12 protein-coding genes are annotated in these 13,626 nt (G+C 67.8%); all 12 read right to left on the reverse strand.

The features are described 5' to 3' along the window. Window positions 1-11: 11 nt before the first annotated feature. Window positions 12-761, reverse strand: a complete 750-nt coding sequence (locus D466_RS0104935; RefSeq protein WP_026284897.1) for a YdcF family protein — start codon at window positions 759-761, stop codon at window positions 12-14. Window positions 762-774: 13 nt separating this feature from the next. Next, window positions 775-1,914 (reverse strand): glycosyltransferase, encoded by a 1,140-nt coding sequence (locus tag D466_RS0104940; RefSeq protein ID WP_018912598.1) that lies wholly within the window; start codon window positions 1,912-1,914, stop codon window positions 775-777. After that, on the reverse strand, window positions 1,911-2,687 hold the full coding sequence (locus D466_RS0104945; protein ID WP_231385662.1) for a polysaccharide deacetylase family protein: 777 nt from the start codon (window positions 2,685-2,687) through the stop codon (window positions 1,911-1,913). Before D466_RS0104945 ends, D466_RS0104940 begins: the two co-directional genes overlap by 4 nt. 91 nt (window positions 2,688-2,778) lie before the next feature. Further along, complete coding sequence (locus D466_RS0104950; protein WP_231385663.1) at window positions 2,779-3,924, reverse strand: glycosyltransferase; 1,146 nt, start codon at window positions 3,922-3,924, stop codon at window positions 2,779-2,781. Then, window positions 3,921-5,372, reverse strand: a complete 1,452-nt coding sequence (locus D466_RS0104955; protein WP_018912601.1) for an O-antigen ligase — start codon at window positions 5,370-5,372, stop codon at window positions 3,921-3,923. Before D466_RS0104955 ends, D466_RS0104950 begins: the two co-directional genes overlap by 4 nt. 4 nt (window positions 5,373-5,376) lie before the next feature. Next, on the reverse strand, window positions 5,377-6,162 hold the full coding sequence (locus tag D466_RS0104960) for a polysaccharide deacetylase family protein (RefSeq protein WP_018912602.1): 786 nt from the start codon (window positions 6,160-6,162) through the stop codon (window positions 5,377-5,379). Beyond that, entirely contained in the window at window positions 6,159-7,295 is a 1,137-nt protein-coding gene (locus D466_RS0104965) for a glycosyltransferase family 2 protein (protein WP_018912603.1), read from the reverse strand. Before D466_RS0104965 ends, D466_RS0104960 begins: the two co-directional genes overlap by 4 nt. Beyond that, window positions 7,292-8,170 (reverse strand): serine aminopeptidase domain-containing protein, encoded by an 879-nt coding sequence (locus D466_RS22650; protein WP_156004032.1) that lies wholly within the window; start codon window positions 8,168-8,170, stop codon window positions 7,292-7,294. Before D466_RS22650 ends, D466_RS0104965 begins: the two co-directional genes overlap by 4 nt. Then, a complete protein-coding gene (locus D466_RS0104975; RefSeq protein ID WP_026284898.1) occupies window positions 8,163-8,987 on the reverse strand; it encodes an alpha/beta fold hydrolase in 825 nt (274 codons plus the stop codon). The genes D466_RS22650 and D466_RS0104975 overlap by 8 nt, the downstream gene beginning before the upstream one ends. A gap of 33 nt (window positions 8,988-9,020) precedes the next feature. Then, window positions 9,021-9,914 carry an AAA family ATPase gene (locus D466_RS0104980; RefSeq protein ID WP_026284899.1) on the reverse strand — a complete coding sequence of 298 codons (894 nt, stop codon included), beginning with the start codon at window positions 9,912-9,914 and terminating at the stop codon, window positions 9,021-9,023. An 8-nt stretch (window positions 9,915-9,922) separates the two neighbouring features. After that, window positions 9,923-11,476: an XrtA system polysaccharide chain length determinant gene (locus D466_RS0104985; RefSeq protein ID WP_018912607.1), complete on the reverse strand. Its 1,554-nt coding sequence runs from the start codon at window positions 11,474-11,476 to the stop codon at window positions 9,923-9,925. Window positions 11,477-11,579: 103 nt separating this feature from the next. Further along, window positions 11,580-13,607 (reverse strand): XrtA/PEP-CTERM system-associated ATPase, encoded by a 2,028-nt coding sequence (locus tag D466_RS0104990; protein ID WP_018912608.1) that lies wholly within the window; start codon window positions 13,605-13,607, stop codon window positions 11,580-11,582. Between the last annotated feature and the right edge of the window lie 19 nt (window positions 13,608-13,626).

The following is a 13,626-nucleotide window of genomic DNA, read 5'->3' on the forward strand; positions in this document are numbered from 1 at the left end:
TTGATCGGGTGTCAGCGGAGCAAGACCCACCGATAATAGACAGATCCGAAGTACTCGTGGAGCGCGAACTCCATCTTTCGCAGTGCGCCCCGGCTCGGGATGAGCATGTCCCAGGACCCGTCGTCCACGGCCTGGAAGTCCTGCGGCAGCGCGCATACACCGAGCCCCGCACGGTGGAAGCTGAATACCGCTCGGGGCATGTGGTAGGCCGACGTGACGAGATAGATGGGCCGGCGGCCTGCGCCGCGCAGCATGCGGGCCACCGCGCGAGCACTGCCCCAGGTAGTCCTGGATTCACGCTCGACCAGGATGCGGGTGGCCGGGAAGCCCAGGCGTCGTGCCAGTTGCGCCATGAGGTCGGCTTCGCGTTCGGTGGATCCGTTGCCGCCGGAGATCAGCAACTCGCTCCCGGGCACCGCCTTCGCGACACGAACCCCGGCGATCAACCGGCGCAGGCTTTCGCCGCTCAGCGAGCCGACGGCGGCCGGGTCCGCGACATCCACATGCAGCCCCCCCGCGAGGACGACCACCATCGCGCCGTCAGGCGGCGGGCCGCAGGAGGCGGCGAGTCGTCGCGCCTGGCTTTCCAGCCCGCGCAGCGCGAGGTTCGCGGCCCAGGGAGATCCCACGACCCAGTACAGCAGGAGCACGGCCCAGCAAGCCAGGCGCAGGCGCCTGGACGTTCGTGACGTCAGGCTCCCGAGCGCCAGGCCAAGCAGCGCCCATCCGATCCACGAAAAGGGGGAGGCCAGGAAGTCCACGCGAAAGGCCGGCTCAGTGCGCGGCCCCCGATGCCCATCGCAGATACACGCCCTCGTCGCCATCCACCCACGATTGCCGGGAAAACAGGCGCCTCGCCCTTTCGTGGCCGGCGGCTCCCATCACCGCGCGCACCTGCGGCTGCGCCATGTGCAGCATCTTGTCGCGCAGATCGCCGACGTTGGCGGCCTCGAAGAGCAATCCGGTCACGCCCTCTTCCACGACCTCGGGACAACCTCCGATGCGCGGCGCGATGACCGGTCGGGATGCCGACATGGCCTCGCGCGCCGAAAGCGGGAAGGACTCCCGCGTGGACGCGAGCACGAACACATCCAGAAGCGCCAGGTGCGAGGCGATATCGCGCTGCATGCCGGTGAAGATCACCTCTCGGCTCAGGCCCAGCGAATCCACCTGCTCGCGCACCTGGGGCAACAACGGGCCGTCGCCGATGACCACGAGCCGCGCGTCCGGCTGCTGCTGCACCACGTCGGCGAAGGCATCGACCAGGTAGTGGTGCCCCTTCTCCTCCGAAAGGCGCGCGACGATGCCGTAGACCAGATGGCGCCCCGGCAACAATCCATAGCGCGACGCCAATTCCGCGGCCTGGGAGGGACGCGCCAGGCGCTCGATGTCGATGCCGCTGTGGATCACGGCGCTGCGCGAATCCGCCAGTCCATGGGCCAGCAGGCGGTTGCGCTCGTAGTGGGATTCGAAAATCACGAAATCCGCGCAGCGGCGCAGGATGAGAGCCGCACGCTGGAAATTGCGCGGATTGTGGATATTGTGGATGGTGGTGACGATGGGCACGCGCTTGCCCGTGGACGCCACCCGGTAGCCGGTCGGAACCAGGCGCAGCGCCGCGTAGGCCACCATGGACGAACGGACCGACTGCGGCGCGACCAGATCGATCTTGTGCTCGCGCACCAGTCGACGCAGGCGGGCAGCGGCGACGGCCAGCTTGCGCGGGTCCCGGAAGTGAAAGTCGATGTCGATGAATCGCGCGCCGCGGGCCTGGAGCTCGGGCAGCAGCACACCCTGCGTCGTGGCCACCCACACGGTATGCCCGCGTGCGCAAAGGTCCTCGCTCAGAATCAGCAGGTCGGACTGGACACCCCCGATCCCGAAGGGTTCGGTCATCAGATACAGAAGGTTCATGGCTTGGACAAGGTCCTGGAACGGGCGGCCGCGCGCGCGAACCGCCGCTGCCTGCGCACGTGCAGCAGGCCGTGCAGCGCATCGAAGGCGCCGGACAGTTTCAATGCGAAGGCACGATCGTCGTCACGATCCGTGATTTCGGTGCGGCGAAGTCGCCAGAAGTCGGCTCCGGGTCGATTCCGCCCCGGCGCGACACTGACGGCGGCTTCGTAGCCCGCTTCCCGCACCAGGGCGACTTCGCGCGAGCCCAGGTCTCCACTGGGATAGCAGAAGTAGCGCACCGGCCTTCCAAGCTCGCGTTCGATCTGCAGGCGACTGTCGAGAATCTCCTGGCGCGCGCGCGCCTCCGGGACCGTCTGCAGGTAGGGATGGCTGACGGTATGCGAACCGATCTCCAGGCCCGGGACGTCCGCTAGCGCCCGGACCTGGTTCCAGTCCAGGTGCACTCGCAGGCCATTCGCGCCTTGTTCGCCCTCGGCGTAGCGTGGGTGGACCGCGCTTTGATCGCAGAACCGGGTGGTCACGAATACCGTGGCGGGGATGGAATACCGTTGCAGGATCGGCGCGGCCACCTCCAGGTTGTCAAGATAGCCATCGTCGAAGGTCACGGCCACCATGGGCTCGCGCAGCCTGCCGTCGCGCAGGGCCTGAAGACCCTCGCCGAGGCTGACGACGCGATGGCGGGCGGCCAGGATGCTCATCTGCGCCTCGAATCGCCGCGGCGACACGATCAGCTGGTCGAACTCCCGGGTCTGCGCCACGCGGTGGTACATCAGGATCCTCAGGCCCGGCCAGCATCGATCCGCCAGGACCGAGAAGGGGCGCGCCACGGAAGCCAGGAGTATGCGCATCGGGGAAGGCCCCTCAGGCACCGCGAGCCATGGACGCCAGGCCCAGCGCGCTTGCATGCAACGCGTTGTACGCACCCGCGGTGCGCGTGATGTCGAATCGCTCGACCGCCTCGGCGCGCGCGCGCCGGCCGTATTCCTCGCGCACGGCCGGCTGCGCGAGCAGCCGCTGGATTCCATTGCGCAGGGCCACCGGATCCTCCGCGTCGATCAACGCGCCGTTCTCGCCGTCGCGCACCACGCCCGGAATGCTGCCCACGCGGGAACACAGCACGGCCTTGCGGCTGGCCATGGCCTCCAGCAGGGCGATGGGCAGCCCTTCCCAGCGCGAAGGCATGAGGAACAGATCCAGCGCGGCCACCAGGCGGGGCACGTCGGTGCGCATTCCGGTGAAGATCACGCAAGCGTCCAGTCCGAGCGACGCGCTGAGCCCGCGGAGCTCGCCGTCGAGTTCGCCCGTACCGATGACCAGACACGCCAGGCGCTCGCGTTCGGCCGCGGACATGCCCGCCAGGGCGTGCAACAGGACGTCATGCCCCTTCTGTCGGTGAAGGCGCCCCACCACTCCGATCAGCGAGCGCCCCGCGGCAACGCCGAACTCCTGCCGGACTCCGTCGCCGTCGACACCCCCGAAGCGCAGCAGATCGATGCCGTTGGGAATCGACACCACGCGCGCTCGCGGCAGGCCGCTTTCCACCAGGGACTGTGCGATCTCGTCGCCACACCCGACCACCGCGGTGCTCCACCGCGCCAGGCCCTGATGGAGCACCCTGCGCAGCAGCCCGCGCCCCGGGCCGACGATGTTGTGAACGGTGGAAAAGACTGCCGGCACCCCTGCGAGCCGCGCCGCAAGGCGCCCGTAGCTATCGGCAAGAAACAGATGCGTGTGAACCACGCCGGGCCTCTCCCGCCGAAGCCACCGGATCAAGCCCCCCAGAAGGTAGGGATCGATACGCGCGCGGTGGCCGAAAACCACCACCGGAACCCCGAGTTTCTCGAATTCCGGCTGCAGCGGTCCGCCGCGTACCAGGCATAGAACCACATAGCGCATGCGAGGATCGCGGTGGCGCATCAGATCCAGCAACAGCATCTCCGCGCCGTCGCGGGGCAATTCGTCGATCATGTGGACCACGAGCGGTCGGGCGTCCAGGGGTGTCGTCATGCGCCTGTCGTTCCGATCCGTGCATCGGCCGGCTGCAGACGCGCCAGCGCGGCGAGAAGCACCCAGAAAAAACCGTCAACCGCGGTGTCGATGACGTGGGTGCCGAACATGTTCACCCCGACCAGACCCGCCACCATGGTCACGATGCCAAGGCCGATGATCCGGTCCACGTCGCAGGCGTCGCGCCGCGCGTACAGACGCCACCCCCGGGCAAGCGCGAGCACGAGCAGCAGCAGGAACGCCGCGAGATTGGGCAGGCCCATGTTGGAGGCGGCGTAGAGGAACATGTTCTGGTTGTCCGTGGCCCCACCGGTGACCCCGTCGTCGTAGCCGGACACGTGGCTGGGCACCAGTCTGGAGAACTGGTCGAAGCCTTCGCCAAGCAGGGGGTGATCCAGGCTCATGTCGATGGCGGCCTGCCAGAGGATGAGCCGCGAATCGGCGCTCTTGTCGATCTGCGCGCCCGGAACCCGGTCCTGGTAGGTCTGTTCGACCCGGTCCTTCATGGAATTCGGAACCAGCGAGGGCACGAACAGGTAGACGCCCGCGACCACGGCCAGGACCAGCAGGAAAAAGCGCCGGCTCTTGACGAAGGCCACGGCGAGGCCTTCCAGCGCGAAGGCGAGGTAGGCCCCCCTTGAAAAGGCCGCCAGCAGGACCTTCAGCCCCACCAGCACGACCGGCGCGATGCGCAGGGATTTCCAGCGCGGAAAGTAATAGGCGCCCCAGGCGAGGAAGGGCGCGAGGGAGTAGACCATCAGCGCCGCGAAATCGTTCGGCTGACCCAGCGGCCCCAGAAGGCGGGACTTCTCGATGCTCGCGTAGCCGCGCGTGCCCCACCATTCCTGGATCCCGTACAGGAACACGATTCCCGCCGAGAACATGATGTAGACGATGACACGGCGTGCCATGTCGCGGTCGCGGATCATGTTGACGAACAAGTAGAAGATGAGGAATTGGTCCAGGAAGCCGCGAAAGGGCTCCATGTAGTTCCAGATGAAAGGCTGCAATCCGATCGCCGCGATCGCCGGCAGCACGGAGGCCGCCGAGAGGGCCAGCCACACGCCCACGATCCGGGTGAAGGGATACGCTCGGAACAGGGGCTGGCGCATGCGCACGGCCTGGCCGATCCACACGGCGGCCATTCCGACTTCCAGCAGGTTGGTCCCGTTCAGCCCCGGTGCCAGTCGAGCGGCATAGAGCCGGCTCAGCGGAAGGTACATGATCGCCAGCGCCAGCAGGGCATCGGGGCCCCGGCGCAAGGTGCCGAGCACCACCAGCCCGAGCACGACGACGAAGCCGTACAGGCCGATGGAGCCGAGTCGAAGATGCAAGCCATAGATCGCCACCGCGAACAGGGCCGGCAGCATCAGGACGCGGATCGTCGAGCGCAGTTGCGCGCCGGCCCAGTCCGGACCGGCAGGCGTCTTCTCGACGCGCGGGCGCATGCCTTCAGGCGCGAAGTCTGGCATAGAGCCGGTGGTATCGATCGTGGCCGAGCATTCCGCGCGCCATGGCCTTGCCCGCTTCGACAAGGCGAGCCCTCATCAGAAGGCTCCGATCGCCTCGGGCGTGGGCGAGGAATTTCGGGAGATCCATCTCGGGACGAATGGCCATTCGAGGGATCACCCCCATGGGCACGGCCCGCGAGGCCGCCAGCACGCCAGGGCGGGATCCGTGAAGCACCTCGAAGCCCGCGGCACGGGCCGCGCTCACCGCCCTCGGGTCATGACGGCCGCCGGGGAAGGACATCTGGCGCGGAGCCTGACCGAGATGCTGGCGCAGCAAGTCGCGGGATTGGCGCAGTTCGGCGTCGAGTTGCGCCGGATCCAGTCCGGCCAGGAATCGATGATCGTGGCCGTGGGCGCCCACGCACATGCCGCTGGCGGCGAGTTCCCGGACCTGCTCCCAAGTGCAATATCCCGGACGCTGGCCGACGAAACCGGTGGTGATGAAAAAGCAGGCCGGCATGGCCCTGGAACGCAGCGCCGGAAGCGCAAGTTCCGCGTTGCTTGCGTGCCCGTCGTCAAAACTGATCACCAGGCCCGGCTGGATGCTCCCGCCCGCTTGCAGCTGCCGGGCGTCGCGCACCGGAATGTCCGCCCGCTGGATTGCGTCGAGTTGCGCCTCGAACTGCTGCAATCGCAGGGTGTAGGGCCGGTCCTCGGGCGCGATGTTCTGCAGGTCCTGTGTGTCGCGCACCAGGCCGTGGTACATCAGGACGACAAGGTGGTTCATGCGGTCTTCTCCCATCGAGGGTCGATTCTCCCTCGCAGGAACGTCGCCAGGCCCCACACCGCCGCCAGGTTCAACTCACAGAACACGTGCGCAAGGCTGACCAGGCGACTGCGCCGCGCCGCGGGCCAGCCATGGCCGATCGCCGCCAGCCCGTAAAAGACGGCTTGCAGCGCGCAGGCCACGCGGTAGACCGGGCCCTGGGCCAGCAGGCTGGCAGCAAGCGCGGCCAGCAGCGCGTACGGAACCAGCAGCCGGAACACCTTGTGGGACATGAACTGGAACCAGACCGGGTTGGACAGGGGCGAGAACAGCCAGGGGCTGTCGGCGAAGCTCTGGAAATTCCCGCTCAAGGTTCGAATCTTCCGGCGTCGCTCGCCGGCGGCGTCTTCCTGCACGACATCCCACGCCACGGCCCGAGGCTCCAGGATGGCACGCTTCCCACGCCGGACGACCTGCATGGGGTTGTCGAAATCGTCCAGGATCGCCCCTTCGCGCAACGCGCGCCAGTCGACTGTGCGCATGGCGTAGAGGGCTCCCGTGGCGCCGACGGTCGAGTGCAGGCGGCTTTCCGCCTTGCGGATCCACTTCTCGTAGCGCCAGTACAGCCCCACGTTCTGGCCGGTCCGGGTGCGACTCGGGCGGTGGCTCAGTTCACCGCTGACGACTCCGATGCGCGGGTCCGCCAGATCGCGAGCCAGCCAGCGCAGCGCATCAGGGTCCAGATCCTGACGCACATCGCAGAACACCACCACGGGGGTGCTCACCTGTTGCAACGCGACGTTCAGCGCGTGGGCCTTGCCGCGTCGCAGCGGCAAAGCCACCATGCGTACGTCGGAGCGCCGCGCAAGGATGGTCTCGGTCTCATCGGTCGAGCCGTCCGAGACCACCATCACCTGGACACGATCGAGGGGGTAATGCAGTTCCCGCAGATTGTCCAGCTTGGCCGGCAATCGACCAGCTTCGTTGTAGGCGGACATCACGATGGTCGCCGCCGGCAGATCCGCGTCGCCCAGAGCGGGAGGCTCAGGCGCCTTGCGCATGGCCGCGAGGGCCGCCATCACGAGCGGATAGCCCGCGTAGGTATACACGACGAAGGCCGCGCAGGCCCAGAACACCACGTCCGCCGCGCTCATGGCCGAACGCTCCGCGCCGACACCGGCCCAGGCTCATCGATCGTGCCACGCGGCGCCTGTGCCACGATCTCGCGCACGGCGTCCACGAACATGCGCTGCGCCGCCAGCGATGTCACGACGTGGTCGACCGCTTCCAGGAAGCGAAAGCGCAATCCCGAGAGTCCTGTCGATCGAAAGGCTCGCTGCGCCTGGTCGGGATGGTTGACCTCGCTGTAGTCCGAGCCGGCATGCATGATCACGACGTCCACGCCCCGCGACACGAGCCCCGACAGCGCAGGCGCCAGGGATCGCGGCGTCGGCGCGCCGGGTTCGATGCCGACGTCGGCGCGATCGGATGCATGCAACCGCGCTGTCAGGCGAGCGCCCGTTCGTCGCAGCAACCTGAGCAGCGTATCGATGCGCATGGCGCGCGCGCGAAGCAGCAGGCTGCGCCATGCCGCGCCAGAGCTTCGTACCTGAATACCGTCGTAAAGCATGATCTGCACTACCCGCGGATCCGCAAGGGCGCAGTTCACGGCGGGCAAGACCCCCGAGCAGAATCCGAGAATGGAGAAGCGACGCGCGCCGCCACCGGATGCAAGCGCATCGATGGCCGTGCGCAGATCGGCCACCACCTGCTGCCCGTAGTCAAGCTCTCCCGTCGCCGAGGCGCTGTCGCCCAGCCCGTGCAGGTCGAGGCGGATGGACGGCACACCCAGCGCGGCAAGGGCTCGCGCCAGCTTGACGTGAATCCGATGCGGACCGACCCGATGAACCACGCCGGCGTTGAACAGCACGAGGCCCAGGCCTTCCATGCCGGGAGTTCCACGCGCCTGCCCATCCACGCACAGCGTGGCGACCAGCCCGTCGCCGAGAAGCATCGTGGTCTCACGCACGGGGCGACTCCCCGGCCATGAATCGCAGGATGCTCTGCACCGAGGACATGGGTACCAGCGCGGTGTTGAGAGCGCTGTTGGTCGCCCAATCGATGGCGTCGTCGACTCGCACGATCTCCAGGCGCCCACCCTCCCGGCCTCGCGCCCAGTTCGCGCACAACTGTTCGTCCGGCGAAAGCAGCAGGGTCGCGAGGTCCGTGCTCCACCATCGCGCATCCGCGCGAAGCCGCTCGGCGAGTTGCATGCACAGCGCTTCGCCAAGCTCGAAGCCCAGCGCTTCGCGGCCATCTCGCGAGGGCTGCAGCAGCTTGCGCAAGGCGGCGCTGGCACGCCAGCGAGCTCCGTAGATCTGCGTCAGCGCGCGCGCGTGGGCCGTTCGCAGATCGCGCAGGTAGGCGGCTCCGTCGACAACCGGGTCGATCAACACGAGACGGACGTTGCCGCGCGGCTGCTGGCGCGCGGCGAGGGCGGCGATGCCGGCACCGAGACGCAGGCCCACGAAGCTCACGTCGCGGACTCCAGCCCGGTCACGCAGCAAGCTGGCTGCGGCGACGGTGTCGAGCACGGCACCATCCAGATCGAAGTCCCCATCCTCGCCCGCGGAATCGCCCGTGCCGTGGTAGTCGAACTGCAAGACCTCCACTCCGGTCGCCGCCAGGCGTTGCCCCAGAATCCGATAGAGGCGGTGAGCCCTGATCGCCTCCTGCCCAAAGGGATTGCACAGCACGACCGCTCGCGCCGCAGCGCCCGTGGGGCGGGCCGGCAGATGCAGCGCGAACATCTCGCGGCTGCCACGGGTGAACCGGACGGGCGTCATGGTCGTTGACGCGGAGTCTGAGCGCGCCACGACCTAGTAGGCGTAATAGCCGTAGGGTGAAGACGCGGCCGCGCCGCGCGCCCGGTTGAGCAAGGTCAGGACCAACGGACAGTCCTCGAGCAGATGCAAGGCGTGCTGAACCGAGCCGCGAGGGGTCCCGGATGCCTGGACCACGAGCACGACCTGCCCCATCTGCGGCGCAAGCGTGCGCGCCTCGGCCGCATGCAGCAGCGGCGGCGCATCGAACACCACGATGCGCTGTTCGGCATGGGCCGCGAGTCGCGCCAGCAGTGAGCCCATGGCCTGGCTGCCGAAAATCTCCGTGGCCAACTGGTGTTGCGAACCGGCTGGGAGGTAGCTCAGCTTGTCGACGTTGGTCGCCAGTTCCACGTCGGCGAGGTCCAGGTTCGCGTCGAGCAACAGATCGATCAGGCCCGCCCGTCCCCGCGGGATGCCCAGCCTTTCGGCCAGGGCCATGCGAGTCGGATCCGCGTCCACCAGCAGCACGCTGTGGTTCAGCTCCAGCGCCATGCTGATCGCGAGGTTCACCGATGTGAAGGTCTTGCCTTCACCGGGAAGGCTGCTCGTGATCATGATCAGGTTGCCGCGCTCCACGGCCTCCCGCCCCTTGCTCCCGACCGCATTGGCCAGCAAGGGCCGCTTGATGGCGCGATATTCGTCCAGGAGTCGGGAGCGTGCGGCGCCCGGAACGAGATAGCCCCTGGCAGACAGCGCCTTGAGATCGATGTCCACATGCCCCTTGGGGGCCGCAAGCGCGGGCCCCGCGACGGCGAGCTCCTGCAGGGAGCCCGCCAAGGCCGCCGGTTGCTCCGTTCCGGGTCGGTCCGCGCCCTCGGTCCAGGGCAGCTCGACTCCGCTGCGCCGAAGCTCCTCCAACCGCTTGCTAGCTTGTTCGATGATGCCCACGATCGTCCTCAGTGGATCCAATGCAACATGCTGGCCAAGGTCCAGGCGACAAAGATCAGCACGAGGACTGCGCTGGAAACCATGAACCATCCCAGCTGCCAGCGTTCACGCACGACCGTCTCGGGGGTCAGCACCCAGGAGACCGTGCCCAGTACCGCGCGCTGCGTGGTCTCGCGCAACTGTCGAGCGGTGCGGTAGGTCGGAAACACGATGACCATCGCATAGCTGGCCAGCGCCCCGAGGCCCACGGCGAGCACCAGCACCAGCGCGATCAGGAAGGTTCGGCGAGGAAACAGCGCCTGGGGTGCCAGGCGCGGCGGGTCGACGACCCGGAATTCCTCGCCGCGGCGGCTCAGGTCCTGGTTGCGCGACAGCGTGGCCGCTTCCCTGCGCTGCACCAGCTTCTGATAGTTGTCATCGAGCAGGCTGCGCTCGCGCAGCAACTGCGCGTATTGCTCGTCGAGCCCACCGCTGGCCGACTGCTGGCGGCTGAGGCTCTGCATCTGGGACCGCAGGTCTGCCAGCTGCGATTGCAGCGCCGCGACGTTCGCGTCGGACTGCGCGAGGCTGACCTTGAGTTGCTGGTATACGGGGTTGTTGGCCTGGACAGGCTGCGCGGACGGCGCGGTCGCACCCACCCCCGATTCGGCTTCGCGCTGCCTTTGCGCCTGCAGCCGGGCCAGCTCCGCGCGCGCCGTCACGACGTCGGGATAGGCATCGGTGTAGCGCTGCAGGAGATCGTCCAGGCGCCGGCGCTGTGCCGCGATTCGCACATCCAGGTCGGAGCTGCCCGGCTCGGCCGCGGGCCCTGCGACGCTGCGCGGCGAGGTGGCGGGAACGTTGGCCAGTTGCGCCTGAAGCGCAGCGCGCGCGCTGACGGCCGCCGCCAGCTGTCCCTGCACCAGCATCTGCTGGCTTTGCAGCTGCTGCTGGCTCGCGGCCAGGCCCGCCGCGCCCTGGCTCGCGACCTGGGGGTGCTGTGCGCGAAAGCTCGCCAGCTTCGCATCCGCGTCGGCGAGCTTGGATCGATAGAGGGCGATCTGGCTGTCGATGAACTGCAGCGCCTGCGTGGAATCCTGCCGGTTTCCAGTCAGGCCCGACTGGACGAACAGGTTCAGCAGCGTGCGCACCACGCCCAGGGTCTGCTGGGGATCCGTGCCTACGTAGGAGACCGCATAGATGTTGTCCCGGCCGTTGATCTTCAGGCCGATGGTTTGGGTCAGGCGCTGGATCAGGAGTTCACGCTTGAAATCCGAGGAGCCCGGAGCCAGCAGGTGGTTGCGGTCGATCACCGCCTCGACGTTCTTCCGCGACAACAGCGTGCGCGCCAGCATGGCGGCCTGCTGCCCGACGTCGGGCTGCACCGCCAGGCCCTCCAGCAAGGGCCGCAGCGTGGTCTGCGTGTCCACATAGACCGTCGCGCTGGCCAGGTAGCGCTCCTTGTAGTGCAGCACGCCCAGCGCACCGAGCACGGCAACGCCCCAGGCCACGGCAAGGCCCCACCAGCGCCTTTCCCACATCGCCGGAAACAGGTTGAACAGAGGGGCCAGTATGTCGTCCATGATTGTCCAGGCGCGTCAGCGCCCATTATTCCTGAAGCAATAGGTCGTGAACAGTTCCATGCATCGGCATGTCCCGGGCAGATGTTCCCCGGCGCCCGCGCATTCAGGCCCCGTCCAGGTAGCTGCGATAGCTGTCGTCCTGGCGCGACAGCAGCCAGTCCGACACCCTGGCCGCGATGCGCTCGGCGGCGTGCCCATCCCACAATTCCGGCACCCCGGCGCGTCGCCCCCCGGAACTGATCAGATCGACCAGTTCACGCGCAATCGTCCCCGCATCGGGCCCAACCAGACGATTCGTACCCACGAGAAGCGAGGCATGGCGCTCGGTGTTCGGCCCGATGGTCAAGCAGGAAAGCCCCAGCGCCGTCGCCTGGTCCTGGAGCCAGCCGCAATCGGTCAACAGACAGCGTGCGTGGCGCATCAAGCCCAGCAACTCGGCGTAGTGTCGCACCTCCAGGGTCTGCACCCCGCAAGCCGCCGCATCGGCCTGCAAGGCCTGCCGCAACGCCGCGTCCGCGGCCTTCATCGGCCACAGGGTCGACAGACGCCAGCCCAGAGTGCGCAATTCGCGGTCCAGCGCCAGTACGGCCCCGCGTGCCGGATCATTCGAGGCCCGGTCCAGCCAGACCAGAACGAAGCCCGCCGGATCGCTGAGCAGGGACATCGGAAGCCCCTCGCGCTGAAGCGTGCGTTCCGCGGCGACGCTGCGCGCGAGCCCCAGACGCGTGACGTCCGCCGCGAGCGCCCCCACCATCGCCAGCGAGCCCTCGGGAACGCCCGCGGCGCACAGACGATCCATCGCCACGCGTTCCCCGGTTAACAACAGAGCGGAAAGGCTGTCGCTCGCGGCCCGCCCCAACTCGCGGGGATCGTCGAGATCGCCGTTGCGCAACCCCGCATCCACGCGCACCACCGGGACTCGCGCCTGGGAGGCCAGAACGGCGCATGCCGCATCGATCGGCCCATCTCCCGCGACTATGACGGCCCCCGGCGCATCGCCTTCGAGTCGACGTGCCAGGGCCAGCGACGCCTCGGCCATGGATCCAGCCACCGAGGACGCGGTCAATTCGACGGTTTCGCCTTGCACCTCCACGCCCAGATCCCGCAGATCGCGCTGGGCTTGCTGCTCATCCCGAACCGCATGATGGCCCAGGAAACGCAGCATGCGCGCCTCGGGCAGGTCTTCCCGACGGGCAAACGCGTCCATCAGGGCGCCACAGGCCAGCACCCCCCAGTCCGAGGCCGCGATGCACAGCAACGATGTTCCTTGCGCGGCGGACACACCCGCCGCGGCAGGCGCGTCGGAAGCGGAGCTTCCGTCCATCTCGGCCCGCAATTCGGAATGCACCTGCCGCACCCTCGGGGCGTCGATGGTGTCGACGGCGTCCAGGAATACCGAGAGCAGCAGACGATTGCACAGGGTGTTGATACGCCGCGGAACACCGCCGCTCGCCAGATGAACGGCTTCCAGCGCCGCGTCGCTGAAGGACGGGACACCCTGCCAGCCCACCTTGCCCAGACGATGCCGCACGTAGGAGGCGGTTTCCTCCGCGCTCATGGGACCCAGGTGGTAGCTCGCGATGACGCGCTGGCGCAATTGCTCCATCTGCGGGGAGCGCAAGAGCTTGCGCAATTCAGGCTGCCCCACGAGAAAGCTCTGCAGCAGCGCCTGGTTCCCGAATTGAAAATTCGACAGCATGCGCAGCTCCTCGATCGCCGTGGCGTCGAGATTCTGGGCTTCGTCGATGATGAGTAGGGCGCGGCGATTCGAGGTCGCCAGACGCGCGAGATAGGCCTCCAGCGTGACCAGCAGGCGCGGCTTGCTCAGGCCCTCGCTGTTGATGCCGAAAGCCTGGGCCACGGCCGCGAGCAGATCTTCCGCGCCCAGCTGGGTACTGACCAGTTGGGCAGCGACGATCTTGTCCGGATCGAGCTCCGCCAGCAGCGCGCGAAGCAGGGTGGTCTTTCCGGCCCCGATCTCCCCGGTGACCACGACGAAACCCTCCGCCTGGAAGGCCCCGAAGCGAAGGTATTGATACGCTGCCGAATGCCCCTTGCTCTCGAAATAGAAACTCGGATCGGGGTTGACCTGAAAAGGCGGCGCGCTGAAGCCGAAAGCTTTTTCGTACATGAACGACCCGTGGCGCCGG

This window comes from Thiomonas sp. FB-6 (genome assembly GCF_000377645.1).
In the GTDB taxonomy this organism is placed as follows: domain Bacteria; phylum Pseudomonadota; class Gammaproteobacteria; order Burkholderiales; family Burkholderiaceae_C; genus Thiomonas_A.